This is a genomic window from Nocardia sp. NPDC059764 (assembly GCF_042732555.1).
Taxonomy (GTDB): Bacteria; Actinomycetota; Actinomycetes; order Mycobacteriales; family Mycobacteriaceae; genus Nocardia.
On the sequence record NZ_JBHWHH010000042.1, the window covers coordinates 24,038 to 49,129 of the forward strand.

Below are 25,092 nucleotides of genomic sequence, written 5' to 3' on the forward strand. Positions count from 1 at the left end.
AGGTTTCGTGATCCGGGTGGTGCTGCTCGACGACGAGGAGCTGGTGCGCTCCGGCATCTCCATGATCCTGGAGGCGGGCGGGGGGATCGAGGTGGTGGCGCAGGACGGGGACGGACGGTCCATCGTGGACCTGGTCACCAAACACCGGCCCGACGTCGTCGTCACCGACATCCGGATGCCACACGTGGACGGGCTGGAGGTGACCCGCCGCGTGCGCGCCCTGCCCGCACCGCCCGCGGTCGTCGTGCTGACCACCTTCGGTCTGGACGAATACGTCTATGCCGCACTGGAATCCGGTGCGGCCGGATTCCTGCTCAAGGACACCCCGCCCCGGGAACTCGCCCGCGCGGTCGAGGTGGTCGCCGCCGGTGACGCCATCCTGGCCCCCTCGATCACCAAGCGCATGCTCACCGCGTTCGCCCAGGGGCCCGGCGCGCAGCAGCCCGACGCCCTGGCCCAGCTCGAGGCGCTCACCGACCGGGAACGCGAGGTCGCCCGGGCGGTCGCCACCGGTGCGGGCAATGCCGAGATCGCCCGCACCCTCCACATGAGCGAGTCGACCGTGAAGGTGCACGTCAGCCGGGTCATCGCCAAGCTCGGGCTCGAGAACCGCACGCAGATCGCGATTCTCGTGCTCCGCGCCGGATTGGCCTGAGCGCGCGCCGGTTCAGAGCCGGGTCAGCGCCGCGAGCCAGGCCGCCACGGGGGTGGGGTCGGGCAGGATGTCGAGTGTGGCGGGCTCGAGCGAGTCCAGCCGCCAGCCGTCGGCGAAGGCGGACTCGATATCGCCGCGGTGCAGGCGATGCGGTCCCCAGGTGCCGGGCTGGCGGTCGCTGAAACCGAGCAGGAAGTAGCGGCCGCCGGGGCGCAGGATCGTGGCCAGGCCGGCCACCAGGGCGGTGCGGTCCGCGCCGTCGAAGAGGTGGAACAGGCCGCAGTCCAGGACCGTGTCGAAGGTTTCGCCGAGCGTCGGCAGTTCGAGGGCGCTGTGGCGGCGGAAGGTGGCCTTCAGGCCGCGGTCGGCGGCCTTGGCGCGGGCCAGGTCCAGCGCGTGGGCGGACTGGTCGATGCCGGTGGCGTCGAGGCCGTGGCGCGCGGCGAGCAGGGCGTGTTCGCCGGTGCCGCAACCCAGGTCGAGCACTCGGCCGCGCAGTTCACCGGCGTCGGCGAGGTCCACGAACGGGCGTTGGGGGCGGTCGATGTCCCAGGGCGGCTTGGTCGCGTAGAGGGTGTCGGCGGCGTCCGGGTCGTGGTACTCGGGGTGCGGATCGCGCGGGGGAGTTGTCACCGGATTCTCCTGCCGAGAGCGTGGTCGTGCGGGGACCCTTCGAATTTATCGAGACACCGTGTCTATGGTCAAGCTTCGTTGTCTCCGTGTGCCGGGCCGCCAACCTTACCGGGCGACCGGTTTCGGCGTTGCCCCTGCGGACCCAGCGGGATTGCCGCACACTGGGCTCCTGGCAAACGCCGTGTGAGGGCGGCGTTTTCACTCGGGAGTGCCCATGACCGCAACCCAGTCTCGATCCGATGATGACGAACGGCGGCTCGCCGAACTCGGCTACAAACAGGAATTGGCCCGATCCTGGTCGGGATTCTCGAATTTCGCGATCAGTTTCACCATTGTCTCCATTCTCACCGGCGGCCTGGCCAGCTACGGAATCGGACTCGCCAACGGCGGGCCCATCACCATGGCGTGGGGCTGGCCGCTGGTCTCGGTGATGGTGCTGTTCGTGGGCCTGGCCATGGCCGAATTGGCCTCGGCCTACCCGACTTCCGGCGGCCTGTACTGGTGGGCGTCGGAACTGGGCGGGCCGGTGTGGGGCTGGTTCACCGGATGGTTCAACCTGATCGGGCAGATCGCGGTGACCGCCGCGATCGATTATGGCGCGGCCATTTTCACCACCGCCGTGCTCAATGTGATCGGCATCGACATCGGCACCGACCGCACCGCCATCTTCCTGGTGTTCTCCGGAATCCTGGTGCTGCACGCGGTGCTGAACGTGATCGGCCCGCACCTGTCGGCGGTCATCAACAATGTGTCGGCCTGGTGGCATGTGGGCGGTGTCGCCGTGTTCGTGGTGGTGCTGGGATTCGGGGCGCAACACCATCAGAGCATCGGGTTCGTGTTCACCAAGACGGTCGACAACAGTGCCGTGGGCTTCGGCGGGGTGGCGTTCAGTTTCCTGCTCGGATTGCTGCACGCGCAGTACACGTTCACCGGATACGACGCCTCGGCGCATATGTCGGAGGAAACCCACGACGCCTCGCGGATGGCGGCCAAGGGGATCATCAACACCATCGTGGTGTCGGCGGTCGCGGGCTATCTGCTCATCATGGCGGTGACGTTCGCGATACCGAATCTCGACGATGCCCTGGACCCGACCAAGAACAGCGGATATCCGGTCATCTACATCCTGCAGAATTCACTGAATTCGTTCTGGTCCGGGCTGCTGCTGATCATCGCCGCCATCGCCCAATTGTTCTGTGGCTACGCCTCGGTGACCGCGGCCTCGCGCATGCTGTTCGCCTTCGCCCGCGACGGCGCGGTGCCGGGATCCAAGCTGTGGGCGACGCTGTCGTCGCGGCGGGTGCCGGTGAACGCGGTCATCTTCGTGTCGGTGTTCGCGTTCATCCTGCTGATTCCGTCGATGCTGGTGCCCGCCGCCAACGCCCCGACCGCTTACGCCGCGGCGACCTCGGTGGCCACCATCGGGCTCTACATCGCCTACGGGATTCCGGTGCTGCTGCGGCTGTTGCGCGGGGATCGATTCCAGGCCGGGCCGTGGCAGCTCGGGCGCTGGTACCGGCCGGTCGGGATCATCGCCTTGATCTGGATCGTGCTGATCAGCGTGCTGTTCATCCTGCCGACCGACGACCACGGATATCCGTGGGTGGACGGATTCACCTGGAACTCGGTGAATTACGCGCCCATCACCCTCGTCGGGGTGGTCGGCGCGATCGCCATCTGGTGGTTCGCCTCGGCCCGGCGCTGGTTCACCGGGCCCAAGCGGACCGTGGAGGAGCCGCCGGGGGCCGCGGAGGCCCCCGTCGGCGCCTGACTACAGCGGGGTGACGTACGCCCCGGAGATGCCGCCGTCGACCAGGAACTGCGAGGCGGTGATGAAGGAGGAATCGTCGCTGGCGAGGAAGGCCACGGCGGCGGCGATCTCCTCCGGCTCGGCGAACCGGCCCGTCGGAATGTGCACCAGCCGGCGGGCGGCCCGCTCCGGATCCTTCGCGAACAGCTCCTGCAACAGGGGAGTGTTGACCGGTCCGGGGCACAGCGCGTTCACGCGAATCCCCTGGCGCGCGAACTGCACTCCCAGTTCGCGGCTCATGGCCAGCACGCCGCCCTTGGAGGCGGTGTAGGAGATCTGCGAGGTGGCCGCGCCCATCACCGCCACGAACGACGCGGTATTGATCACCGAGCCCTTGCCGCGCTCGAGCATGTGCTCGATGGCGTACTTGCTGCACAGGTACACCGAGGTCAGATTGACCTCCTGTACGCGCCGCCAGGCGTCGATGCCGGTGGTGAGGATCGAATCGTCGTCCGGCGGTGAGATGCCCGCGTTGTTGAAGGCGATGTCGAGGCCGCCGTAGGCGTCCACGGCGGTCTGGAACATGGCTCGCACCTGGTCCTCGTCGGTGACGTCGACCTTCACGTAGAGCCCGCCGACCTCGGCCGCGGCGGCCTCACCGGCGACCGGGTCGATATCGCCGACCACGACCTTGGCGCCCTCCTGGGCGAACCGGCGGACGGTGGCGAGTCCGATGCCGCTGCCGCCGCCGGTGACGACCGCGACCCGATCCTGTAAGCGCTGCAACGTATCTCCTTCGATTGATGGATGTCGGCGATGCGGTTCATTCGGTGGCGAGGAAGACGTTCTTGGTTTCGGTGAAGGCCCTCGCCGCGTCGGGCCCCAGCTCGCGACCCAAGCCGGACTGCTTGAATCCGCCGAACGGCGTCCAATACCGCACGGAGGAATGGGAATTCACCGACAGGTTCCCCGCCTCGACGCCACGCGCCACCCGCAGGGCGCGGCCGACGTCGGAGGTCCAGATCGAGCCGGACAGACCGTACTCGGTGTCATTGGCGATGCGCAGGGCGTCGGCCTCGTCGTCGAACGGGAGCACCGCGACGACCGGTCCGAACACTTCCTCGGTGAGCACCCGGTCGGTGGGGGAGGCGGGCAGCACGACCGTTGGCGGGAACCAGAATCCGGGACCGTCGGGGCGGGCGCCGGTGAAGGCCACCTTGGTCGACGGTTCCAGGAATCCGGCGACGCGATCGCGGTGGGCGGCGGAGATGAGCGGGCCCATCTCGGTGGACTCGTCACCCGGATCGCCGACCCGCACGCCCCGCACGGCCGGTTCGAGGAGTTCGAGGAAGCGGTCGAAGACGCTGCGCTGCACCAGGATCCGGGAGCGGGCGCAGCAGTCCTGCCCGGCATTGTCGAACACGCCGTAGGGCGCGGTGGCGGCGGCGCGCTCCAGATCGGCGTCGGCGAACACGATATTGGCGCTCTTGCCGCCCAGTTCCAGGGTCACCCGCTTCACCTGGTCGGCGCAACCGGCCATGATCTGCTTGCCCACCTCGGTGGAGCCGGTGAACACCACCTTGCGCACGGCCGGATGCGTGACGAAGCGCGCCCCGACCACCGAGCCGCGGCCCGGGATCACCTGGAAGACATGCTCGGGCAGGCCCGCTTCCAGGGCCAGCTCGCCGAGCCGGATCGCGGTGAGCGGGGTGAGTTCGGCGGGCTTGAGCACCACCGTGTTCCCGGCCGCGAGCGCCGGCCCGAAGCCCCACGCCGCGATCGGCATCGGGAAGTTCCAGGGCACGATGATGCCGACCACTCCGAGCGGTTCGCAGAAGGTGATGTTCACCCCGCCCGCGACCGGAATCTGATTGCCCGTCAGCCGTTCCGGCATGCCCGCGCTGTAGTGCAGCACATCGCGGACATTGCCGGCCTCCCAGCGGGCATTGCCGATGGTGTGGCCCGCATTGCTCACCTCGAGCCGGGCGAGCTGTTCGATCTCGGCGTCGACCGCCTCGGCGAAGCGGCGCAGCAGTCGCGCCCGATCGCCGGGGGAGACGGCCCGCCAGCCGGTCGACGCGCGGTGGGCGCGTTCGATGGCGGCGTCGGTGGCGGCCGCGTCGGCCGCCTCGATGGTGGCCACCACGGTCTCGGTGGCGGGGTTGACGACGTCGGTCGTGGTCACCGGTTGCGCTCCTTCGCGTACTGTGCGGCCTGATCGACGAGGGCCCGCATGAGGCGGGTCTCGGTCGCGTTCTCCTCCGGATGCCATTGCACGCCCAGCAGGAACGGTCCCTCGCGGGTCTCGGCCGCCTCGATGATGCCGTCCTGGGCGTGGGCGGCGACGGTGAGTTCGGGGGCGAGCGTGTCGATGGCCTGATGGTGGTGGCAGTGCGCCTTCAACTCCGGTCCGGTGATCTCCGCCAGCCGGGTGCCCGGCACGGTGGTGACGGTCGTGACCGTGAAGACGCCGGGCGTGCGGGAATGACCGGTGTGGCCGACCACATCCGGGACGTGCTGGTGCAGCGTGCCGCCGAGGGCGGCGTTCACGAGCTGGAGTCCGCGGCAGATCGCCAGGATCGGCAGATCAGCCTCCCGGGCCAGCTCGAACAGCCCGAATTCCGATTCGTCGCGGTCGAGCCGCGGTCGGCCCGTCTCGGGATGGGGCGTCGCGCCGTAGCGGGCCGGATCCAGGTCCGCGCCGCCGGTGAGGACCAGGCCGTCGAGGCGCTCGATCAGCTCGGGCCGCGCGGCGCCGGTGGGCGGCAACAGGACCGGAATCCCGCCCGCCCGCTCGGTCAGGTCCACGTAGGTGCGCGCCAGCACGGCGGCGTCCACGTCCCAGTGGCCGAACCGGGTGCGTTCGGAGTAGGTGGGCAGGCCGATGATCGGCCGCCGTGCGGGGTCAGAGTCGTTCGAAGCCACGGATGCGCTCCCAGTCGGTCACCGCCGCATCGTAAGCGTCCAGCTCGACCTGTGCGGCATTGCGGTAATGCCGCACCACGTCCGCGCCGAACGCCTGCTGGGCGACCTTGCTCTCGCCGAACAGCTGCGCGGCCTCGCGCAGGGTCTTCGGTACGCGCGGGCGGTTGGAGCGGTAGGCGTTGCCGTGGAACTCCGGCTCCAAGGGGAGCTGCTGGTCGATGCCGTGCAAGCCCGCGGCGATGACCGCCGCGACGGCCAGGTACGGGTTCACATCGCCGCCGGGGATGCGGTTCTCCAAACGCAGCGACGGGCCGTGGCCGACGGTGCGCAGGGCGCAAGTGCGATTGTCGCGGCCCCACGCCAGCGCGGTCGGGGCGAAGCTTCCGGCCTGGAATCGCTTGTAGGAGTTGATGTTCGGGGCCAGGAAGTAGGTGAGGTCCCGCAGGGAGTCCAGCTGCCCGGCGATGAAGTGCCGCATCAGCTTCGAGGGGCCGTCGCCGTCGGTGAACACCGGCTCGCCGCCCGCATTGCGCAGGCTGATGTGGATGTGGCAGGAATTGCCTTCCCGCTCATTGTATTTCGCCATGAAGGTGATGCTGCGGCCGTCCTGCGCCGCGATCTCCTTCGCGCCGGTCTTGTAGATGCTGTGGTTGTCGCAGGTGACCAGCGCCTCGTCGTAGCGGAAGGCGATCTCGTGCTGACCCGGATTGCATTCGCCTTTTGCGGACTCGACATACATTCCCGCACCGGACATTTCGGTGCGGATCCGGCGCAACAAGGGCTCGATGCGCGCGGTGCCGAGCATGGAGTAGTCGACGTTGTACTGGTTGGCGGGCGTCAGGTTCCGGTAGCCGCCGCGGAACGCGGACTCGTAGCTGTCGTCGAAGACGAGGAACTCGAGTTCGGTGCCGACATAGGCGTACAGGCCGTGCTCGGCCAGGCGATCCAGCTGGGCGCGCAGCACCTGCCTGGGGGAGGCGGTGACCGGCTGTCCGTGGTTTCCGTGGGCGTCGACCTGCTCGACATCGCACAGCACCAGGGCGGTGCCGGGCAGCCAGGGCAGCAGGCGGAGGGTGCTCAGGTCCGGGCGCAGGACGAAGTCGCCGTAGCCTGTGTCCCACGACGACATGTCATAGCCGTCGACCGTCGTCATCTCGACATCCACGGCGAGAAGGTAGTTGCAGGCCTCGGTGGCGTGGTTGAGTACTTCCTCCACGAAATACTGTGCCGAGCAACGTTTTCCCTGCAATCTGCCCTGCATGTCCGTCATGGCCACCAGCACCGTATCGATGGTGCCCGCCGCAACTCTGGCCACCAGGTCCGTCACGCTCAACATTCCGGCCCGCATCTTCGACCCCTCTCGACGCCAACGTGCTCACGCTAGGCGAACCGGACCTTGGGCGTAGTCGATACACGCAGAGATCATCGGCGTGTCACAAAGCCAAGAAGAGCAAGGGCAAAAGAAGACTCGAGACAAAAGACGCAGTAATGATGTGGGTGAACCCCGCGGTGGTCGTCCTGACTCGTAAAGACGCTGACCGTGGTGTCGTGTCCAGGATCTGTCGGACGGTCCTGGAGAAGGGAGAGGGTGGCCGAGCTTGCGAGGCCCCTCACCTACCAGCCGCACTCACGGCTCGGCCGCGCGTCATTCCGGGGAAGACGAAGGGATGGGGTTGGGTGTTTTCTGTAGAAGGTGATGCGTCCAGTCTGTGGGCTGGGATCGGCGGGTGACGGCTCCTGGCTTGGCGTCAGCCCCAGTGCGGTAGGACAGGCGACGCAACCACACTCTATGTAGTTTTGCGAACGCGCTTGTCGCACGAGCATTCGTGACGCACGCAGCCCGAAGGGCCCCACCTTCGGTAAGGCTCGGACATGGATTAGGGGCGTGACCACCAACGGACCGGTGGGCGGGTGCGGTCGCGCAGGCGCACCAGTGATGCGGCCATCAACTCCCCGGCATGGTGGCGGTCGTCGACCTTGGGCGTACCGGTCGAGTCGATGTGGGGTGGGGCGATCCATCCGATACGGCCCGCCATTTCCTGAAAGGCCGCCGTCCACGCCAACCACGGCTCAGCCACCCGCCCGGCTTCTTGGTGCAACCCGAGCAGTTCCGCGGCCCGAACCGCTGACGCCTACGCCGAGGCCGGGTTCACCGCGGTGCTGCAGGACGTCGTGCTCGGTGCGATGCTGCCGTATCTGATCGGCGAGATCCGTACGGATCCGCTGTACGTCGTGGTCCTGGCGCCGAGCCAGGAGGTGGTCGCACGGCGGGAGTCGGGTCGCGCGAAGCAGGCGTACGGCACCTTCACGGTTGCCGACCTCGATCACGGGCTTCGCGACGACACCCCGCGATTGGGCCTCTGGCTCGACACGTCCGACCTGACGGTCTCGCAGACTGTCGACGAAATCCTCACCCGCGCCCGCCCGTTCGGCCGGTAGTCCCGCGCTCTCGTCGGGACTACCGGCCGGGCCATCAGGCCGGTTGCATGACCGGGGCCGTGCGGCGGTTGCGGCGCCACGCGTGGACGAGGAAGGCGATCAGGCCGATCAGGGGGAGGGTGCTGATCGCCCAGCTGATACCCAGTGGGGGACCGGGCTGTTCGAGGACCTGGAGGTTGGCGAGGTCGCCTTCACCGCGGCCTTGCGGGCCGTCGATGGCGAAATGGAATTTCCAGGAGCCTTCTTGGTCGAGCGAGCGGACATCCAATCCCCACACGTCGCGCTTGCGCGGATGCCGGGACAGGGGTTCGGCGCGGCGGACTTTGCCATTGGGCAGGTATTCGGTGAGGGTGCCGGTCTTGTCGTCGACACCGCCGTCGGGGATGAAAGTGAAGTCCAAGGATTGCATGGCGCGCAGGGGCCATTCACTGAATCCGACGGTCAGCGAATATGGTCCGGCCTGCACGTGTTCGGTGTGGACGATATTCACCGGTTGATAAGCCGAAGCCGTGCCCGCGGTGGCCGCGGTCAGTCCGATGATCGCGAAAAGCGTTGCGGCGAGGGTGACGAGGCGGTTGATCATGCGCTGACCTTCTCGGAGGGGGCGGCCAGACGCAGCATCTCGCCGAACGGGCGGCCCAGGTACCCGGCCAGGGCGCCGAGCGCGGCGGCCGCGACGGTGGTGGCCACGATGACCGCGGCCCGGGGGAGGTGGGCGTCGTAGATGATGATCTGCTGGACGGGGTTGAAGCCGCCGATGATCGCCCCGCCGAGGGCGCCGGCCACGACGGGCAGCAGGCGGGCGCGGGCGTCGGCGCGGCGCAGCAGCAGGTCGATCACGATGCCGACGGGGATCAGGCAGAACGGGATGAGCGCCGGGGTCGCCGGAATGCCCCGAATGTGTTCGCGCATGGGCAATCCCACGAAATCGGCGTAGGTCCGGGCCGCCCACGGCGCGAACCACCAGAACACGCCCTGGGTCAGGGAGGCGAAGATCGCGGTGATGGTCGCGCCCCACCGTTCGAAGCCGGCGCCGACCACCATCAGCAGGATCACCATGAACGCGGTGACGGCCACGGTCCACCGCACCGACCCGGTGCTGAGCCGCTGCACCGCCAGCGCGGTGACGGTGCTCGACGTCGCCAGATGCGCCAGCGCGAACAGCGCGCCCACCCGGCCCCACCGGTGCGCCCGCGCCGCCGCGAACACGATCACCGCGCCGACCGAGATCACCGTGCTGGACAGGAACAACCCGATGTGCGGCGGCGAGTCGATGATGGCGTCGAACCCGTAGAGGCTGTGCCACCACAGATCCCACAGCCCGTACAGCAGGAACGAGGCCGCGCCGAGGGCGGCCACCATGTACCCGAGCGGCGCGGTGAACGTCCGGCCGAACACGCCGATACCGGGACCGCCCAGCTCGCCGTCCACCCGGCGGCCCGCACGACCGGCGGCGGTGGTGATGAGAATGACTGTCAGACCGGTGAATCCGGCCACCGCCGCGCTGGCGTAGATGAACAGGTGCGGCAGGGTGAAGAAGGTGTCGGGTCCGACATCGCTGTGCCACTGGATGTCCCAGGTGGACCCGACCGCGAAGGTCATACTGGCGGCGAACAGGATCGCCGCGGGTAGCCAGGGGCGGACGGTGATCGGTGCGGTCGCTTCGGGGGTGAGCCCGCGACCAGTGGCGGTGAGGTCCATATGCTGCTCCTGATCCTCTTTCCTTCGATTCAATCGGCCTGAACGGAGAAGACGGCGCTCCCGGAACCCGGTGCGCCGGAAAGCTTCACGGTGATCTCCCACTGCCCGGGCATCGGCAGCGTCACCATCGCCCGGTAATGGCCCGGCGTCACCGCCGTGGCGGCGCTCGGCGGGACGGCATGACCCATCTGCGGCATGGCGGGCTCCACCGACACCTTCTCCGGTGTCGCGGCCGTGCCCTGGGCGTCGGTGATCTCGAGATCGACGGTGTTGTCACCGGCGTGCGCGGACCCGCCGGACACCCGCAGTTCCACCTGATAGGGCCCGGCGGCGCTGCGGGACACCGAGGGCGCGGCATCGGCGGGCCACAACAGCCACGCCGCGACCGCCGCCAGGACGGCGACGACGGCCACGATTACTCCGGTGCGCTTGGTCATTGCGGAACCCCCGCTCGAACGTCGACGGTGGCCGGAACGGTCATCACCGAGTAGCCGCGCTCGGCCTGCGCCCACACCAGGTACCGGCCGGGCAGCGGAAAAGTGAAGGTGAAAGCAACATTCGGGCCGAACGCGGCCACGGTCTCGTCGGGCGGTTGCGAGCCGACGGCGGGCAGCGGGGCCATGGCGTGCGCGTGCGCCCAGACGGGGACGGTGGCCGCGGCCGTTCCGGCGGGCACGCCCTCGGGCAGCGGGCCGACCGCGATGAGATGACCGACCATGCCCAGCCACGGCTGGAGATCGGCCGGACCGCCGAATGCGGCGGTGAGCGTGGTGGGTTCACCCGAGACCGCCTCGGTCGTGGTCAGCGTCGCCCCACTCGGCGCGACGCCCCGGCCATCGGCCGGACCGGTGTCGCCTCGGCCGTTGATCCGCAGCGCCGAGCGCAGCAGTTGCACGCCGCCACCGCGCCGCGCGATCTCGGCGGCCACCGCGTAATCCCCGGATTCGATGGATCCCAGACCGACCCGATACTCGCCGGGCGCGACCCGGATCGGATGCCGGTGCCACAGCCGTCCGGAGGGCCCGACCACCATCAGATGCAGGAGCGCGTCATCGCTGACCAATAGGTCGTCCACCGGCCGCCCGGTCGCCGAATCGGTCAGCGACAGCGCGAGTTCGGCCGGTTTTCCCGTGTCGGCGGGCTGCGCGCGCACCGTCAGATTGGCCGGGGGCCGTGAGTAATTCGTGGTCAGCGGCAGCTCCCGCTCCGGATACGGATTTCCGATATTGCCCGAGGTCGGATCGAGCAGACTGCCCGCGGGCCGCGGCTGCGGCGCATGCGAGGACAACACCGCCCCGGTCGTGCCCACCGTCACCGCGGCGATCAACGCGCCAACGGGGATCAAGGTCGGCCACCCACGTTTGGAGAGCAGCGCGGTGCCCAGGGCCACCAGCAGCAGCGCTCCGGCCGCGAAGAATCCGCCGTAAGCCGCTCGCTCCCAGGGCGTCACGACCCGCGCGGCGACGAGGAACGGAATCCGCGCGGTGCGTTCGCCATCGGAGACGGTCAACTCCCACGGTCCCGCGTGATCCACCCGCAGCGTTGCGGCGTAGATGCCGGGCCGATCCCCGAGCTCGACAGTCCCCGTGGACGTCTCGCCCCCACGATCGACGGGCGTGGCGGTGAGCGCGAGCGTCCCCGGCGCTGATCCCGCGTGCGTCACGACTTCGACTCGCAGGGGCCCGGCCTCGGCCCGCCGCACCACAACGGTCAGCTCGCGGGCCCCGAGCGATTGCGCCACGGTCAGATCGCCGCCGCTCACGGCCCCGTCGGCCCGGGCCTGCGGCGCCAACAAGGAACCCAGCAGGGACACGCAGAGCACACCGAATATCAGGCCCACCCCGCGCAGACGAACGTTCAACGGCGGCTGCACCGTTCCGAACCTACCGAAAACCGCCGCCCGGGAAATCCCACCCGCGGGGGATATCGCCTCAGGGCGGTATCAGGGTAAACGCGATCACCAGGGGTGGAAGACCGCCTATGACAGGTGGTTTCGAAGCCAGCCGGGCCCGACCGTTGTCGCGCCGAGGGATTCGACCCGCGACCGCAATCCGCGATCGGCCGTCACCACCGTGATCGCGGGCATGGGATCAGAGCCCCCGACCTCGGCGGCCACCACCTCGACGATCGTGTCGTCGCCGGACCCGCCGGCCAGCACCACGCGCAATCCCGCCGACCCGCTCTCACCGTGGGCGGCGTGCCCGTCACCGTCCTGGTCGGCGGCGGCCTTGGCCGCGCCCTCCAGCACCACGATGATCCGCGTCGACCCGGGCAGGAGCATCCGCAGCTCACCCAGCTCGCCGAGCAGCCGCCGCGCCGCCCCGGCCCGGTCACGCCACCACCCGTCCGGCCGCGACCCGACCACATTGGCGGCGTCCACCACGATCACCTGCGAGGATTCCTGCATCCACCCAGTCTCCACCCGACCCGCCGCCGAACGGCGGATGGGCGGGCGCGCGCCGTCCTGTGCTGTCCGGCCCGCCCGTATTGATACGGTTGCCGCCTGGAGAATCATCCGCGAAACGACAGGCAGTGATCAGTTTTGGCGTCCGAATCGATGGCAGGCGAGAGTGCGTCGCGGCGGGCCGCGCCGCCCACCCGGCGTGGACAGCGGACCCGGGGTGCGCTGATCGCGGCCGCCCGGGAGGTGTTCGAGCGGGACGGCTACCTGGACGCCAAGATCGCCGATATCTCCAAGACGGCGGGTATGGCGGCCGGATCCTTCTACACCTACTTCGACAGCAAGGAAGAGATCTTCGCCGCGCTGGTCGAGCAGGTGTCGGAGGAGATGCTGCATCCGCACGTGCGCGAGCGCAGCGGGATCACCGATCCGCGCGCCCTGATCGAGGCGGCCAACCGCGATTACCTGTTGTCCTACAAGCGCAATGCCCGGCTCATGGCCCTGTTCGAACAGGTCGCCCAGATCGACGAGAACTTCCGGCGCATGCGGATGGAACGCGGGAAGGCGTTCGCGCAGCGCAATGCGCGCATGATCCGCGAACTACAGGAGTCCGGGCAGGCCAGCGCCGACCTGGATCCGATGATCACCGCGCACGCGCTGTCGGCCATGGTGAGCCGGATGGCGTCGATGGTTTTCGTTCAGAAGCAACGGATTCCGTTCGAGAAGCTGGTCACCACCCTGACCCAGCTGTGGGTGAACGCGCTGCAACTGAAGACGGACTGACCGGTCAGCCCAGGCCGCGCGCGAACTCGAGCAACGCGGCATCGACCTCCTCGGGCCGCTGCTGCTGAATCCAGTGGCCCGCGCCCTCTCCGTGCTCGACCACCCGCAGTTCGATGCCACTGGTCGCGACCTGCCCGCTGCCCAGCCGATTCCACTCGTCCACCGGATGTGCTGTCCGCATCGGTTGTCCACCTTTTCGGGACCGGGACGGTTGACGCCGAGAGAGTCATGAACTTGAATCCGACGCAGGGTTCATATTTCCATGAGCCGGCGCGTTCGATCCAGCCTCCGCTGGCGCGGATCGGCGGCCGGAATCGGCTGGAGGGAGCATCCGTGCAGGTCGCGGGTAAGAACGCCATCGTCACCGGAGGTGGCGGCGGCATCGGTGGGGCGATCGCCGCTCGGCTGGTGCGCGCTGGGGCGCGGGTGGTGGTGGCGGATCTGAACGCCGACGCGGCCGCGGCCGTGGTCGCCGCGCTGGAACCGGAATTCCCGGGCGCGGCGGTGGCGGTCGGAGCCGATGTGGCCGACGCCGATCGCATCGCCGAGCTCATCGCCCGGTGCGAGACCGAATTCGGGCCGGTGGACCTGTATTTCGCCAATGCGGGCGTCATGGGCGGGGTCGGACTCGGCGACGACAAGGACTGGGGCGTCACGCTCGACGTGAACCTCAACGCGCACATCCGGGCGGCGCGGCTGCTGGTGCCCGGCTGGGTCGAACGCGGCGAGGGCTACTTCGTCAGCACCGCCTCGGCGGCGGGGCTGCTCACCCAGATCGGTTCGGCCGCATACTCGGTCACCAAGCACGCCGCCGTCGGATTCGCCGAATGGCTCTCGGTGACCTACGGCGACGCCGGGATCCGGGTCAGCTGCCTGTGCCCCATGGGTGTGGAGACCCCGCTGCTGCGCGCGGGCGAACACTCCGGCGACACCCTCGGCATGGCCGCCACCCGCGCGGTCACCTCGGCGGGCGCGGTCCTGACCCCCGACGAGGTCGGCGAACTGGTGCTGGCCGCCGTCGACGACGAACGCTTCCTGATCCTGCCGCACCCGGAAGTCCTCGACATGTACCGCCGCAAGGGCGCCGACTACGACCGCTGGCTGGCGGGTATGCGGCACTACCAGGCGCGACTGCTGGAGAGCGCGGGCGAGCAGTGAGGCTCGCGCGATGAGTAGCGCAGGCGGCCGACGAACACTGCGGGGCAGTCGCCGCCCTGGGTGGGTGAAACGCCGTGAGCGGCTGGCGCTCCCGACCAGGCCTATTTCGCGTCCGCGTAGCACTCGACGATGGCGGTGGTGAACGGGAAGCGCACCGGGGTCGGCCCGAACGCGAGCTGACCGGCGGTGTCCGCGGCCACGGCGATCGCTTCGGCGACGGTCGCGGCCTCCTCCTCGGGGCAGTGGACGATGACCTCGTCGTGTTGGAAGAACACCAGCTCCGCGCGCAGTCCGGCGGTGTGCAGGGCGTGGCGCAGGCCCGCGAGCACCAGCAGCGTCCAGTCGGCGGCGCTGCCCTGGACGACGAAATTGCGGGTGAAGCGGCCTCGGGCGCGGGCCCGCGGGGTGCTGCCGAAACCCGGGGAACCGCCTGCCTCGTCGTCGGTTTGGTCGAAAGCGGTTGCGGGAGGACAGGTTCGGCCGAACCAGGTGCGGACCAGGCGGCCCTGTTCGCCGGCGGTGGCCGCGTCGTCGACGAAGGCGACCGCGGCCGGATAGCGTCGCCGCAGTTCGGCCATGTGGGTGAGCGCGTCGCCGGAGGTCTGGCCGTAGATCGCGCCCAGCATGGCGATCTTGGCCTGGGCGCGGTCACCGCCGAAGGCCCGGGCGGCCAGGTCGGCGTAGAGGTCCTCGCCGCGGCCCGCCACCTCCATCAGGCCGCGGTCGCGGGAGATGGCGGCCAGCACTCGGGGTTCCATCTGGTCGGCGTCGGCGACCACCAGCCGCCACCCGGGGTCCGCGCGGATCGCGCGGCGCACGATCTTCGGAATCTGCAGCGCGCCACCGCCATTGGTGGTCCAGCGGCCGGTCACCGTGCCGCCCGGCAGATACTCGGGGCGGAATCGGCCGTCGCGCACCCACTGGTCGATCCAGGACCAGCCGTGGGCGGTGTGGAGGCGGTAGAGCTTCTTGTACTCCAGCAGCGGTTCGACGGCCGGATGGTCGATGTCCTGGAGTTCCCATTTGCGGGTGGAGGACAACAGGATTCCCGCGCGCGCGAACGCGCGGATGATGTCCTGGGGGAGGTCGGGCCGCACCCGCGCCCCGGTCCCGAAGGCCCGCGACACCTCGTCGGCGAGTTCGGCCAGCCGTCGCGGCTCCGACCCGCTGGGCACGCGTTCGCCCAGCAGGGAATCGAGCAGCTCACGGTGGACATCGGCGCGCCACGGAATCCCGGCGCGTGACATCTCCGTCGCCACCAAAAGCCCCGCGGACTCGGCCGCGAGCAGCATGCGCATGCGGGCCGGGTGTTCGGCCGTGGCGGTGCGCGCCACCTGTCCCGCGTACACCTCGAGCAGCGCGGTGAACTCGTCGGTCCCGGACGGCAGTGGCACCGGCCCGGATTCGAACAGGGTCGGTTCGGTGTCGGCGGCCCGGGCGGGCGCGTCCTGGGGAACCGGCAGGCCGTGCAGGCGCGCCCACGCGGCGGCCAGCGACCGGGCCTGCCCCGACTGGCCCTGTTCGTGCCCGATCAGCAGCGCCTCGGCCGCTTCCACGTCGTAGCAGCGATCCACCCGCACCCCGGTGTCGAGCAGCCGCTTGTAGATCGCCGCCGTCGACCGCCACACCCACCGCTCGACCTCCGGCCGCGCCCGCACCGCCTCCGCGAGCGAGGACTCCTCGACCACCGGGCCCGCCGGTCGGCCGCGCTCGTCCAGCGGGCACACCCGTGCCCCGCCGTCACCCGTCTCCGCCACCGCCCACCGCATACCGGTGAGTCTGGCAGTGGGCACAGACAATTCCGTGACACCCGACAGTGGCCGGGTGTCCGCGCGGCGGGCGTCCGCTACCAGTATTGATGCTGGACGCCGTCGGTGTCGGTGAGGAAGACGACCGCGTCGGCGCCGTCGAGATCGGCGATGGTGAGCGGGAAGTGGCCGCGCACGATCGGTTCGGCGGACACGATCACGGGGGACAGAGCGGCGCCGAGCGCCCGTGCCGGGAACAGGGCGCGGCCGGGGGTCGCCTCGGCGAGCATGCCCTGGAGAGTGCCCGGAACCGGATCGGGGGTCGCGTCGGTCGCGACGAACAGATAGCGCTCGCGGAGGGTGAAGGCGGCCAGCGCGCCGGCATTGCTCCATGCGGGCTGGTCCGGCACCCGGGGATGCAGGTGCGAATTGTGCGCGAAGACGAGGGTCGGGCCGCGCTGCTGCTCGCGTTCGACGATCGCGAGGATGTTGTCCGCCATCATCTCCGATCGCACGCTGGACAGGCTGCCGATGCGGTCGGGGCCGGGGGTGGCCATGGCGGCGTGGTACCGCAGCAACCCCACCGCTATCCGCGCTTGGGCGACGGCTTCGGCGTAGCCGGTCGGATCGTTCGCGCGCAGCGAGGGTCCCGCGCGGTGCAGCGTATCGGCGAGGTCGTCGGCGATCAGGCGCAGCGCGCGGGCGCGCTCGGAGTCGCCGATCGATGCCGACGGATCGAACATGGCCGCCTGGTTCGTCCACTCGGAGTCGGCGCCGACCAGGGCGTCGAGTTCAGTGACCGATGCGGGCAGCAGAGCTTTCGGCAGTCGGCCGGCCAGCGCGCACAAAGCGGACCGGGGGCTCGGCGCGCCCGAATATTCCACCGGCGCATCGAATCCGTAGAAGCGCACCCGATCCGAGGGTGCGCGGCCCGCGTTGTAGTCACGCAGCCACTCGACGAGTTCGCGATTACCGGGTATCGATCCGAACCCGTGGCTGAACCCCGCGGACAGCACGCTGTCGATCGCCGCCTCCGACCCATTGACGTAGTCGTCGACGAATCCCGCCGCGAGGAAATCGATCTCCAACGCGATCGACCGGAACCCACGGTCGACCAGCTGGCTCAGAATGTCGTTGCGCAGCAGCGGGAATGCCGCGATCCCGTGGGTCGGCTCGCCGAGCGCGAACACGGCCGGGGGCGTGGTGCGGGTGGACAGCAACTCGTCCAGGGCGAGGCCCAGGTTCGCGCGATCATCGACTCGGCGGCCGATCGCGCTCAGCGAGGTGGGGGTGGTTGCGGACATGGCACTCCTTCCAGAAGGACTGCCTTCGACAGTATCGTTGAAGGTTCGAGTGAGACTTACGTGAAAAGTATCCTGTTCAGTGCAGGAAAACCCTCAAAGGAGATGGCGGTGCGGCCGATCGATCTGGCCCGTGAGCACGGCCTGTCGGCACAGGCGATCCGCAACTACGACGACGCGGGCATCCTCCCGCCCACCGAGCGCGCCGACAACGGCTACCGCCGCTACACCCCCGCACACGCGCAAGCCCTGCGCGCCTTCCTCGCCCTGCGCGTCGGCCACGGCCACGAACGCGCCGCGGAGATCCTGCGCGCCTGCCATCGCGGCGACACCGAGGCCGCCTATCGGCTCATCGACGCCACACACACCGCGCTGCACGCCGAACGCATCACCCTCACCGATGTCGCGACCGCACTCGACAGCCTCTCCGCCGCACCGCCCGCCCCGATTCCCGGCCGCCCGCTGACCGTCGGCGAACTCGCGCACCGCCTCGGCGTGCACGCCGCGACCCTGCGCACCTGGGAGACCGAGGGCATTCTGCGCCCCGACCGCGACCCCGCCACCGGCTATCGCCAGTACCGGCCCGACGTCGTGCGCGACGCGGAGATCGCCCGGCAGCTCCGCCGCGGCGGATACCCGCTGTCCCACGTCGCGCAATTCCTCGAATCCCTGCACGAGGCAGGCGGAACCGAGGCTTTGACCGCCTTCCTCGCCGCCTGGCAGCAGCGCATGAACGCCCGCGGCCGTGCCCTGCTGTCCGGCGCGGCCCAACTCGACGCCTATCTCCTTCTGCGCGAGCGGATGTGATCACGGCTCTGTGCCGCGCCCACTGGAACGGCCTAGCATCGTAGGGAGATCCCGGACCGATGGCCCGGGCGGCAGGAGGTGCGAGTCATGGCCGGCAAACCCGAGATTCGATCGATCGGCAACCTCCCCGCGCCGTCGTGGGTCCCGGTGGAGGCGTGCGCGCTACCCACCGTCGAACAACCGCTGCGCGTCGCCGAATTCGACGCCCTGTTCCGCGACGCGGTGCTCGGCTGGGACCGGATCTCGGCGACCCGGCTGCGGCTGGACCTCGACGGCAGCGCCGAACCCCGGGCCCGCGAGCTCGCCGCCCGCGAAACCAGCTGCTGCTCGTTCTTCACCTTCGAATTCGCCGCCGCGGGAACCGATCTGGTGCACATGCACATCGGCGTGCCACCCGAGCGAGCCGTCGTGCTCGACGGTTTGGCGGCCCGGGTGACCGCGGCCGGAACCGCCTGACCTCGCGTCACTCCCGCGAATCGGCTCCCGGATACACCGCGCGCATCCTGCACGCCTCCGGTCGCGAACTGCTCCAGTTGCGGCTCGCCGATCCCGAGCACGCCACCCTCGAACGGCTGGTCGCCCTGGTCCGGCACCTGCGCACCAACGTGCTTCCGGCCGATCGGGCCGCGGACTGACCGAATACGCTCGGATCCCGTGACCACATCGAAGATCGTTCTCGTCACCGGAGCCGGAGCCGGATTGGGGCGCGCCATGACCCACGCGCTGACCGCCGCCGGGCATCAGGTCGTCGCGGTGGGACGCACCCGTGCCACCCTCGACGAGACCGCCGCGGCCGCACCCGGCCCGGGCGGCGTGGACGTCGTCCCCGCCGATGTCACCGATCCCGCCGCCGTGGACGAGGTGTTCGCGCACCTCACGCGGCAGTGGGGGCGGCTGGACGTGCTGGTCAACAATGCCGGGATCTTCGGGCCCAGCAAGCCGATCGACGAACTGTCCGCGGGGGAGTGGCGGCAGGTCGTCGACATCAACCTCACCGGCGCGTTCCTGTGCGCGCAGGCCGCGTTCCGGCTCATGAAGACCCAGACGCCGCGCGGCGGGCGGATCATCAACAACGGATCCATCTCCGCCCACACCCCGCGCCCCAACACGGTGGCCTACGCCGCCAGCAAGCACGGCATCACCGGTCTCACCAAGGCGCTCAACCTGGAGGGCCGCGCCCACCGCATCGCGGTCGGGCAGATCGACATCGGCAATGCCGCAACCGAACTCACCGCCGGCATCGCGGCGGGATCACTGCAGGCCGACGGCAGCATCCGCTCCGAACCGACCATCGACGCCGCCCACGTCGCCCGGGTCGTCGCCCAAACCGTCGACCTGCCCTTGGACGTGAACGTCCCGTTCGTGACCGTGATGGCGACGGGCATGCCCTACATCGGCCGCGGCTGACGGGTCAGCGGCTCAGCGCGGTCACGTGGTCCATGTGGGAGTGCTTCTCCGGGTTGCGGACCGCGTACAACCCGGTGATGAGGCCGTCGTCGATGCGCAACGCCAGGACGGTGTCCACCTCACCGTCCCGTCGCATGACCAGTGCGGGATGGCCGTTGACCAAGGTGGTGTCGAACGACGCGGTGTCGCCGAATCGCTTCCAGCCGGTGGTGAGTACCGATCATGGCGGGGCTCCCGTCTTTCGTGTCACCCACTGGACACCGCGGCCGATCGAAATGTGACACCCCGCCTCAGAACACGAACCCGCGCAGCGCGAGAAACCGCATCCCGCCGACCGCCGCCATCACCACGAGCACGGCCGTCGCCTGGCTGAGCTCCCCGAGCCCGGGCGCCCAGAAACCGAGCCCCGCCAACGCCGCCGTACTGATCACCAGCCCGGCCGCGGCCAGCCCGCCGCCCTCCCATTGTGCGCTGAACCACCCCACCCGCCCGGCCGCCCGGAAAGTCAACCGCCGGTGCAACTCGTTCGCGATCGCGGTACTGATCACCGACCCCGCGATATTCGCCACCAGCGCCCCACTCCCGTTCACCGCCATGAACATCAGGACATACGCGATATTGCTGACCCCACCCACCACCGCGAACCGAATCAACTGCGCGACCACATGATCCCCACGCAGAAACCGGCCCACGGCGGTGAGCCCGCGCTCGAAGCCCGGATCGAGGGCCCCGAGATCCATCGGCTCCCGGTACATCGTCCGCAGTCCGGAATCGGCGATCACAGTGCTGTTCACGCCACCGACAATCCCCACCCCCGCTTACACGGAGCTGACACCGCCCTGACGCGCCGCTGTCACGATTCCGGCACTCGAACAAACGTTCTACTCGAGGTATTGTCCCCGACCATGGCGGAACTCTCACGACGCGACTGGGCGACGATGAACCTCGAGGAGGTGCAGCGGCAGCTGCTGAAGGCAGCGTCGTTCGGGAAGGTGCTCTCGCCCGAGCAGTTGGAGAATGCGGCGGGCAAGATCGGGGAGGGCTTGCGGATCTTTCTGGACGAGACCGATGGGGGTGGTGCGGGGCGGCCGCCGTCGGATGCGAGACGGTGACCGCCCGAGCGGCTCAGTCGGGCAGGTCGGGGTCAGGGGCCGGGCGGGTGCCGCGCAGGAACGAGCACGCGAGGCAGACGAGTCCGAAGAAGAGGTAGCCGAGGGCGACCTTCGGGGCGGCGGCCCAGGCCACCTCGGTGGCGTGGATGAGGCCGACGAAGCTGAGCGCGGCGCCGACCGTGGCGGCGAGAGCGGCTGCGCGGAAGCGCTTTTCGAGGATGAACGTGACCATGGTGCCGAGGACCAGCCCGGCCAGCACCGCGCCCGCGCCCAAGGTCTTCAGGCCGTCGTAGACCACGCCGGCCTGGCCCAGCGCGCCCGCGCCGATCTTGTCGGCGGAGGTCCCGGCGGCGCTGAGCGCGTTGTCGATCTGGCCGACGCCCCACTCGGCCAGATTGGGCAGCAGCGCGGCCACCACCGCGACCGCGTGCAGGCGCGGGACGGCCTGGAAAGCCTGAGCGCCGATCAGCAGGCCGATGTAGAGCAGGATCGGGACGATCGCCGGAATGGGGAGCAGGGTGGCGAGCACGCCGAAAAGGCCCAGCAGGCACATCAATCCGATGATCGCTCCACTGGCGAGCGAATAGCCGGTCCGTCCGCCCGCGTCCTTCCAGCCGGGGTGGCCGATATAGACGGCGGGCGGGAAGGGCGAGCCGAAACCGGACCCGATGATCGCGCCGAACCCGTCGGCCAGCAGCACGCTGCGCAGGTTGTAGTTGTCGCCCGCGGCGGCGGCGCTCTCGACATTGCTCATGGCCTCGGTGAAGTTGTAGACGCCCAGCGGAATAGCGGTGGCCAGCAGGGGCGCCAGGTGCGCGAGCCCGTCGAACAGCAGGTGCAGGCGCAGGTCCGGCAACCCGAGGGCGATATCGTGTGCGGCCCGGGAGACGTCGGGCACCGACATGTAGCCGCCGATCCACCCGATGGCGGTGCCCACCAGCAGTGCCACCAGGCCGACCGGAACATTGCCGGGCAGTCGCACATCGGTGAAGAAGCCGATGAGAATGATGGCCAGCACCGGCAATCCGATCCAGGCCGCTTCCCACATCTGCGCGGCGGGGCGCATGGCGATGAACGTGATCGAGATGCCCGCCAGCGTGCCGAGCATGGCCGCGCGCGGGGTGATCCGGCGAATGTACGGTCCGACGAACGCGCCGATCATGACGATCACGCCGATCATGAACGCCCACGCCAGACCCGCGGACCACGCCCGCACCGGGTCGTTGGTCTTCAGATAGATGGGTAGCATCACCACGAACACCACGATGAACATGTGCGGGACGCTCGGCCCGTAGGGCAGCGCGGTGACCGTCGCGCGGCCCTCACGCCGCGCGAGCCGCCGCGCCAGCAGCATGTAGTACAGATTGCCCAGCACCAGCGCCACACCCAGCGCGGGCAGTACGGTGCCCAGCACGTCGGCGCTGGGGATCTTCACCACCGCGATCGACAGCGTGGTCAGGGTCAGGACATTGACGAGGATATTGAACGACAGGCCGAAGAAGGCATTGGTGTCGCCGCGGGTCCACCACGGCAGCGACAGCGGTGCGGCGCTGCCGGTTTCACCGGCGATCGGGGTTTCGACGGACATGGGCTTTCCTGTTCACTGGACCGGGCGGGGGGAGACGGCGGAGGTGAGGGCGGCGCGGACCGCGGCCGAGTCGGCGACCCAGCCGAAGATGCCGCCCTGGGCGGCGATCATGGCCAGCCCGACGCGCTGGAACTCCGGGAAATACGAACCGACGCAGTCGGAGACCACCAGGCATTCGAATCCGCGGTCGTTGGCCTCGCGCACCGTGGTGTGCACGCAGACCTCGGTGGTGACACCGGTGACCAGCAGCGAGTGGATTCCCCTGTCCGCCAGTACATCTGCCAGCCCGGTCGCGTAGAACGCGCCTTTGCCGGGCTTGTCGATCACCACTTCGCCGTCCACCGGCGCGAGCTCGTCGATGATGTCGTGCCCGTACTCGCCGCGGATCAGGATGCGGCCGAACCGGCCCGGGTCGCCGATGCGCTGGGTGGGATCCCCGCGCAGCAGTTTCGCGGGCGGGCAATCCGACAGGTCGGGCCGATGACCTTCGCGGGTGTGGATCACGGGAATCCCGGCCGCCCGTGCGGTGGCCAGCAGCCCGGCCAGCGGTTCGATGACCGTGCGCAGCAGGGCCACATCATTGCCCAGGCTCTCGCCGAAGCCGCCGGGGAGCAGGAAGTCGCGTTGCATGTCGATGACCAGCAGCGCCACCCGGTTCGGGTCGAAGGTGAAGTCGCCCGGTCGCGCCGGAACGCGGGAGAGTGCCGTCATCGCCGTTCCTTCTGTACGAGTCTGAGATCCGCGTGCGCCACGACCGGGCGCGGTTCGTCGAGCAGGCGGGCCGCCGCGGCCAGCACCACGTCGTCGGCCAGCGCCGGGCCGAACACCATCACCGACAGCGGGCGGCCGTCCGCGGCGAGGCCCATCGGCACCGAGATCGCGGTGAGGTCCAGCAGGTTGCCGAAGTGGGTGTAGTGGCCCAGCACGGTGTTCGTGGCGATCGGATCCGCCAGCACCTGCGCGACGGTGAACGTGGTGCCGATGGTCGGCGTCACCACCACGTCGACGTCGTCCCAGACCCGAGCCACCGTGGCGCGCAGTTCTTGCAGGCGCTGCTGCGCCCGGAAGACGTCCACCGCGGTGAATCGGAAACCGCCGGTGAGGATTTCGCGGATCACCGGCAGGATCGAATCCGGTCGCTCGGCGAGGAAGTCCTCGAACTCCACCAGCCGCTCGGCCACCCACGGGCCCTGATAGAGCAGTTCTCCGGCGGCCAGGAACGGTTCCAGGGTGGTCGGCGCGCAGTCGAAGCCGCGGCGTACCAGTCGATTCCGGGCGTCGAGGTGCGCGGTGCGGAACACTTCGTCCCCGAAGAACTCCAGCTCGCTGGGATCGGGCAGTCCGACCCGCAACCGCCCGCCGCCGAAGCGCGGCCCGCGCGGGCGGCTCCACGGATCGTGTGGATCCACGCCCTCGATCACCTCGAAGACCCGATCGAGGTCCTCGACGGTGCCCGCCATCAGCGTCAGGCAGTCCAGCGATTTGCACGCCGGGACCAGGCCTCGCGCGCTGATCAGCCCCCGCGAGGGCTTCCAGCCCAGGATTCCGTTGAGCGCCGCGGGAACCCGCCCCGACCCGGCGGTGTCGGTGGCCACGCAGAACGGCACCTCGCCGAGCGCCACCGCGCGGGCGGACCCGGAACTGGAACCGCCGCATATCAATTCGCCGCCGAACACCGAGCGCGGGATCGGATACGGCGTGCGGGTGCCGTTGAGGCCGGTCGCGAACTGGTCGAGGTTCGTCTTGCCGACGAACAGCGCGCCCGCCTCCAGCAGGCGCTCGACCGCGGGCGCGGTCCTGGTGGCGGTATAGCCGTAGTCGGGGCAGGCCAGTGTGGTGGGCCGGCCCGCGACGTCGATGCTGTCCTTCACCCCGAACGGCACTCCGTACAGCGGTAGCGTGCGCGCGCCGGGCCGTCGCTCGATCTCGGCGGCCGCCGCCAGCAGCTGTTCGCGCGGGACCGGCGTGATCCAGGTGCCGTCGTCGCCGCGCGCGGCGATGGCGTCCGCGACCCGGGCGGCGGTGTGGGTCGGAGAGCCGCTGCCGCTTTCGTGTGAGGCCAGGATCTCCGCGATCGTGGGGCTCGGGTTCACCATTTGTCGATTGTCGACAGAATGTGTGAAATCGGCGGTGTCGCAATGTATCCGCTGTGTTAGCGGATATCCAGGTCCAGGTAGGCCCGCTCCCCGTGCCGCAACAGCGCCTCGCGCGCCGTCGTGGCGTCACCGGATTCCAGGGCTGCCAGCAGCTCCTCGTGCCGTCGAATACCGTTGTGGCGCTGGGTGAGCCGGGACTCGGCGCGCAGGTTGCGGGCCATGGGCAGCTGTAGCTTGACCAGGATCGGCTCGTAGGCCAGTTCCAGTTGCCGATTGCCGGACAGCGCCACGATGGCCGCGTGGAACCGGCGGTGGGCATTGTCGCGCTCGAACGCGTCACCGGCGGCGTCGGCGACGCGCATCTCCTCGAGTGCCGCTCGGACCCGTCGCAGCGGGTCGCCCTCGGCGGCCAGCGGGAACGCGCTGTCGATGGCGTAGCGCTCGAGGACCCGCCGCAACTCGAACAGCTCCAGGATGTCGGTCCGGGACCACACCGCCACCCGGAATCCGCGCCGGGGCAGATGCTCGATCAGCCCTTCTTGCGCCAAGAGCCGCAAGGCTTCCCGCACCGGCGCGCGGCTGGTGCCC

At 69.6% G+C, this 25,092-nt stretch carries 29 protein-coding genes; 9 read left to right on the top strand and 20 right to left on the bottom strand.

The window, feature by feature from the left end; translation table 11 throughout:
* The first annotated feature begins 7 nt into the window (after positions 1 to 7).
* The gene (locus tag ACFV4K_RS12255) at positions 8 to 655 is read left to right on the top strand and encodes a response regulator (protein ID WP_379274336.1); all 648 of its coding nucleotides are present in this window, start codon (positions 8 to 10) and stop codon (positions 653 to 655) included.
* 12 nt (positions 656 to 667) lie between these two features.
* Here ACFV4K_RS12255 and ACFV4K_RS12260 read toward each other — a convergent pair whose 3' ends face one another.
* Positions 668 to 1,288: a class I SAM-dependent methyltransferase gene (locus ACFV4K_RS12260; protein ID WP_379274337.1), complete on the bottom strand. Its 621-nt coding sequence runs from the start codon at positions 1,286 to 1,288 to the stop codon at positions 668 to 670.
* A 214-nt stretch (positions 1,289 to 1,502) separates the two neighbouring features.
* Here ACFV4K_RS12260 and ACFV4K_RS12265 point away from each other — a divergent pair, with 214 nt between their 5' ends.
* On the top strand, positions 1,503 to 3,059 hold the full coding sequence (locus ACFV4K_RS12265; RefSeq protein WP_379274339.1) for an amino acid permease: 1,557 nt from the start codon (positions 1,503 to 1,505) through the stop codon (positions 3,057 to 3,059).
* On the opposite strand, the gene ACFV4K_RS12270 is transcribed toward ACFV4K_RS12265, so the two are convergent.
* The 5 genes from ACFV4K_RS12270 to ACFV4K_RS12290 form a co-directional block, all read right to left on the bottom strand.
* Entirely contained in the window at positions 3,060 to 3,839 is a 780-nt protein-coding gene (locus ACFV4K_RS12270; protein ID WP_379274379.1) for a 3-oxoacyl-ACP reductase, read from the bottom strand. It lies immediately after the preceding gene.
* A 22-nt stretch (positions 3,840 to 3,861) separates the two neighbouring features.
* The gene (locus ACFV4K_RS12275) at positions 3,862 to 5,223 is read right to left on the bottom strand and encodes an aldehyde dehydrogenase family protein (protein ID WP_379274341.1); all 1,362 of its coding nucleotides are present in this window, start codon (positions 5,221 to 5,223) and stop codon (positions 3,862 to 3,864) included.
* Positions 5,220 to 5,963, bottom strand: a complete 744-nt coding sequence (locus ACFV4K_RS12280; protein WP_379274343.1) for a gamma-glutamyl-gamma-aminobutyrate hydrolase family protein — start codon at positions 5,961 to 5,963, stop codon at positions 5,220 to 5,222. The genes ACFV4K_RS12275 and ACFV4K_RS12280 overlap by 4 nt, the downstream gene beginning before the upstream one ends.
* A complete protein-coding gene (locus tag ACFV4K_RS12285; RefSeq protein ID WP_379274345.1) occupies positions 5,944 to 7,299 on the bottom strand; it encodes a glutamine synthetase family protein in 1,356 nt (451 codons plus the stop codon). Before ACFV4K_RS12285 ends, ACFV4K_RS12280 begins: the two co-directional genes overlap by 20 nt.
* A 541-nt stretch (positions 7,300 to 7,840) precedes the next feature.
* Positions 7,841 to 8,041: a hypothetical protein gene (locus ACFV4K_RS12290; RefSeq protein ID WP_379274347.1), complete on the bottom strand. Its 201-nt coding sequence runs from the start codon at positions 8,039 to 8,041 to the stop codon at positions 7,841 to 7,843.
* A gap of 79 nt (positions 8,042 to 8,120) precedes the next feature.
* On the opposite strand from ACFV4K_RS12290, the gene ACFV4K_RS12295 reads away from it, so the two are divergent.
* Positions 8,121 to 8,402 (top strand): hypothetical protein, encoded by a 282-nt coding sequence (locus ACFV4K_RS12295; protein ID WP_379274349.1) that lies wholly within the window; start codon positions 8,121 to 8,123, stop codon positions 8,400 to 8,402.
* Positions 8,403 to 8,436: 34 nt separating this feature from the next.
* Here ACFV4K_RS12295 and ACFV4K_RS12300 read toward each other — a convergent pair whose 3' ends face one another.
* The 5 genes from ACFV4K_RS12300 to ACFV4K_RS12320 form a co-directional block, all read right to left on the bottom strand.
* Positions 8,437 to 8,985: a hypothetical protein gene (locus ACFV4K_RS12300; protein ID WP_379274350.1), complete on the bottom strand. Its 549-nt coding sequence runs from the start codon at positions 8,983 to 8,985 to the stop codon at positions 8,437 to 8,439.
* On the bottom strand, positions 8,982 to 10,103 hold the full coding sequence (locus ACFV4K_RS12305) for a hypothetical protein (protein ID WP_379274352.1): 1,122 nt from the start codon (positions 10,101 to 10,103) through the stop codon (positions 8,982 to 8,984). Before ACFV4K_RS12305 ends, ACFV4K_RS12300 begins: the two co-directional genes overlap by 4 nt.
* Positions 10,104 to 10,132: 29 nt before the next feature.
* Positions 10,133 to 10,540 (bottom strand): FixH family protein, encoded by a 408-nt coding sequence (locus ACFV4K_RS12310; RefSeq protein ID WP_379274353.1) that lies wholly within the window; start codon positions 10,538 to 10,540, stop codon positions 10,133 to 10,135.
* Complete coding sequence (locus ACFV4K_RS12315; RefSeq protein WP_379274355.1) at positions 10,537 to 11,976, bottom strand: hypothetical protein; 1,440 nt, start codon at positions 11,974 to 11,976, stop codon at positions 10,537 to 10,539. Before ACFV4K_RS12315 ends, ACFV4K_RS12310 begins: the two co-directional genes overlap by 4 nt.
* A gap of 105 nt (positions 11,977 to 12,081) precedes the next feature.
* Entirely contained in the window at positions 12,082 to 12,510 is a 429-nt protein-coding gene (locus tag ACFV4K_RS12320) for a hypothetical protein (protein WP_379274357.1), read from the bottom strand.
* Between the two features lie 150 nt (positions 12,511 to 12,660).
* On the opposite strand from ACFV4K_RS12320, the gene ACFV4K_RS12325 reads away from it, so the two are divergent.
* Positions 12,661 to 13,287, top strand: a complete 627-nt coding sequence (locus ACFV4K_RS12325; protein WP_357083777.1) for a helix-turn-helix domain-containing protein — start codon at positions 12,661 to 12,663, stop codon at positions 13,285 to 13,287.
* Between the two features lie 4 nt (positions 13,288 to 13,291).
* Here the strand turns inward: ACFV4K_RS12325 and ACFV4K_RS12330 are convergent, their stop codons facing one another.
* Positions 13,292 to 13,468 (bottom strand): hypothetical protein, encoded by a 177-nt coding sequence (locus tag ACFV4K_RS12330; protein ID WP_379274359.1) that lies wholly within the window; start codon positions 13,466 to 13,468, stop codon positions 13,292 to 13,294.
* Between the two features lie 152 nt (positions 13,469 to 13,620).
* On the opposite strand from ACFV4K_RS12330, the gene ACFV4K_RS12335 reads away from it, so the two are divergent.
* Positions 13,621 to 14,445, top strand: coding sequence for an SDR family oxidoreductase (locus ACFV4K_RS12335; protein WP_379274361.1), 825 nt, complete (start codon positions 13,621 to 13,623; stop codon positions 14,443 to 14,445).
* A gap of 101 nt (positions 14,446 to 14,546) precedes the next feature.
* Here the strand turns inward: ACFV4K_RS12335 and ACFV4K_RS12340 are convergent, their stop codons facing one another.
* Together ACFV4K_RS12340 and ACFV4K_RS12345 are read right to left on the bottom strand one after the other, a co-directional pair.
* Positions 14,547 to 16,238 (bottom strand): bifunctional 3'-5' exonuclease/DNA polymerase, encoded by a 1,692-nt coding sequence (locus tag ACFV4K_RS12340; protein ID WP_379274362.1) that lies wholly within the window; start codon positions 16,236 to 16,238, stop codon positions 14,547 to 14,549.
* Between the two features lie 53 nt (positions 16,239 to 16,291).
* Complete coding sequence (locus tag ACFV4K_RS12345) at positions 16,292 to 17,497, bottom strand: erythromycin esterase family protein (RefSeq protein WP_379274364.1); 1,206 nt, start codon at positions 17,495 to 17,497, stop codon at positions 16,292 to 16,294.
* Positions 17,498 to 17,605: 108 nt separating this feature from the next.
* Between ACFV4K_RS12345 and ACFV4K_RS12350 the strand changes: the two genes are divergently transcribed.
* The 3 genes from ACFV4K_RS12350 to ACFV4K_RS12360 all read left to right on the top strand — a co-directional run bounded on the left by ACFV4K_RS12350 (position 17,606) and on the right by ACFV4K_RS12360 (position 19,708).
* Positions 17,606 to 18,301, top strand: a complete 696-nt coding sequence (locus ACFV4K_RS12350; RefSeq protein WP_379274365.1) for a TioE family transcriptional regulator — start codon at positions 17,606 to 17,608, stop codon at positions 18,299 to 18,301.
* An 87-nt stretch (positions 18,302 to 18,388) separates the two neighbouring features.
* Positions 18,389 to 18,757 (top strand): hypothetical protein, encoded by a 369-nt coding sequence (locus tag ACFV4K_RS12355; RefSeq protein ID WP_379274367.1) that lies wholly within the window; start codon positions 18,389 to 18,391, stop codon positions 18,755 to 18,757.
* A gap of 198 nt (positions 18,758 to 18,955) precedes the next feature.
* On the top strand, positions 18,956 to 19,708 hold the full coding sequence (locus ACFV4K_RS12360; RefSeq protein ID WP_379274369.1) for an SDR family oxidoreductase: 753 nt from the start codon (positions 18,956 to 18,958) through the stop codon (positions 19,706 to 19,708).
* Between the two features lie 4 nt (positions 19,709 to 19,712).
* On the opposite strand, the gene ACFV4K_RS12365 is transcribed toward ACFV4K_RS12360, so the two are convergent.
* Both ACFV4K_RS12365 and ACFV4K_RS12370 read right to left on the bottom strand, forming a co-directional pair.
* A complete protein-coding gene (locus ACFV4K_RS12365) occupies positions 19,713 to 19,844 on the bottom strand; it encodes a hypothetical protein (RefSeq protein ID WP_379274370.1) in 132 nt (43 codons plus the stop codon).
* Positions 19,845 to 19,998: 154 nt separating this feature from the next.
* Positions 19,999 to 20,448, bottom strand: coding sequence for a GtrA family protein (locus tag ACFV4K_RS12370; protein WP_379274381.1), 450 nt, complete (start codon positions 20,446 to 20,448; stop codon positions 19,999 to 20,001).
* A 165-nt stretch (positions 20,449 to 20,613) separates the two neighbouring features.
* On the opposite strand from ACFV4K_RS12370, the gene ACFV4K_RS12375 reads away from it, so the two are divergent.
* Positions 20,614 to 20,820 (top strand): DUF6374 family protein, encoded by a 207-nt coding sequence (locus tag ACFV4K_RS12375; protein ID WP_379274371.1) that lies wholly within the window; start codon positions 20,614 to 20,616, stop codon positions 20,818 to 20,820.
* Positions 20,821 to 20,833: 13 nt separating this feature from the next.
* Here ACFV4K_RS12375 and ACFV4K_RS12380 read toward each other — a convergent pair whose 3' ends face one another.
* The 4 genes from ACFV4K_RS12380 to ACFV4K_RS12395 all read right to left on the bottom strand — a co-directional run.
* Positions 20,834 to 22,408, bottom strand: coding sequence for a regulator (locus ACFV4K_RS12380; protein ID WP_379274372.1), 1,575 nt, complete (start codon positions 22,406 to 22,408; stop codon positions 20,834 to 20,836).
* Positions 22,409 to 22,420: 12 nt separating this feature from the next.
* A complete protein-coding gene (locus ACFV4K_RS12385; protein ID WP_379274374.1) occupies positions 22,421 to 23,119 on the bottom strand; it encodes a cysteine hydrolase family protein in 699 nt (232 codons plus the stop codon).
* Positions 23,116 to 24,504 carry an allophanate hydrolase gene (locus ACFV4K_RS12390; protein ID WP_379274376.1) on the bottom strand — a complete coding sequence of 463 codons (1,389 nt, stop codon included), beginning with the start codon at positions 24,502 to 24,504 and terminating at the stop codon, positions 23,116 to 23,118. The genes ACFV4K_RS12385 and ACFV4K_RS12390 overlap by 4 nt, the downstream gene beginning before the upstream one ends.
* Before the next feature lie 56 nt (positions 24,505 to 24,560).
* Positions 24,561 to 25,092, bottom strand: a 532-nt coding sequence (locus tag ACFV4K_RS12395; protein WP_379274378.1) for a GntR family transcriptional regulator, incomplete at its 5' end; no start/stop codon positions are given.

Excerpts from the sequence above, each read along its gene's own strand:
- ACFV4K_RS12305 (WP_379274352.1), bottom strand. The coding sequence starts at position 10,103 with ATGGACCTCACCGCCACTGGTCGCGGGCTCACCCCCGAAGCGACCGCA.
- ACFV4K_RS12265 (WP_379274339.1), top strand. The coding sequence starts at position 1,503 with ATGACCGCAACCCAGTCTCGATCCGATGATGACGAACGGCGGCTCGCC.
- ACFV4K_RS12300 (WP_379274350.1), bottom strand. The coding sequence starts at position 8,985 with ATGATCAACCGCCTCGTCACCCTCGCCGCAACGCTTTTCGCGATCATC.
- ACFV4K_RS12375 (WP_379274371.1), top strand. The coding sequence starts at position 20,614 with ATGGCGGAACTCTCACGACGCGACTGGGCGACGATGAACCTCGAGGAG.
- ACFV4K_RS12370 (WP_379274381.1), bottom strand. The coding sequence starts at position 20,448 with ATGGATCTCGGGGCCCTCGATCCGGGCTTCGAGCGCGGGCTCACCGCC.
- ACFV4K_RS12365 (WP_379274370.1), bottom strand. The coding sequence starts at position 19,844 with ATGCGACGGGACGGTGAGGTGGACACCGTCCTGGCGTTGCGCATCGAC.
- ACFV4K_RS12385 (WP_379274374.1), bottom strand. The coding sequence starts at position 23,119 with ATGACGGCACTCTCCCGCGTTCCGGCGCGACCGGGCGACTTCACCTTC.
- ACFV4K_RS12390 (WP_379274376.1), bottom strand. The coding sequence starts at position 24,504 with ATGGTGAACCCGAGCCCCACGATCGCGGAGATCCTGGCCTCACACGAA.
- ACFV4K_RS12355 (WP_379274367.1), top strand. The coding sequence starts at position 18,389 with ATGGCCGGCAAACCCGAGATTCGATCGATCGGCAACCTCCCCGCGCCG.
- ACFV4K_RS12285 (WP_379274345.1), bottom strand. The coding sequence starts at position 7,299 with ATGTTGAGCGTGACGGACCTGGTGGCCAGAGTTGCGGCGGGCACCATC.
- ACFV4K_RS12310 (WP_379274353.1), bottom strand. The coding sequence starts at position 10,540 with ATGACCAAGCGCACCGGAGTAATCGTGGCCGTCGTCGCCGTCCTGGCG.
- ACFV4K_RS12320 (WP_379274357.1), bottom strand. The coding sequence starts at position 12,510 with ATGCAGGAATCCTCGCAGGTGATCGTGGTGGACGCCGCCAATGTGGTC.
- ACFV4K_RS12330 (WP_379274359.1), bottom strand. The coding sequence starts at position 13,468 with ATGCGGACAGCACATCCGGTGGACGAGTGGAATCGGCTGGGCAGCGGG.
- ACFV4K_RS12380 (WP_379274372.1), bottom strand. The coding sequence starts at position 22,408 with ATGTCCGTCGAAACCCCGATCGCCGGTGAAACCGGCAGCGCCGCACCG.
- ACFV4K_RS12325 (WP_357083777.1), top strand. The coding sequence starts at position 12,661 with ATGGCAGGCGAGAGTGCGTCGCGGCGGGCCGCGCCGCCCACCCGGCGT.
- ACFV4K_RS12345 (WP_379274364.1), bottom strand. The coding sequence starts at position 17,497 with ATGTCCGCAACCACCCCCACCTCGCTGAGCGCGATCGGCCGCCGAGTC.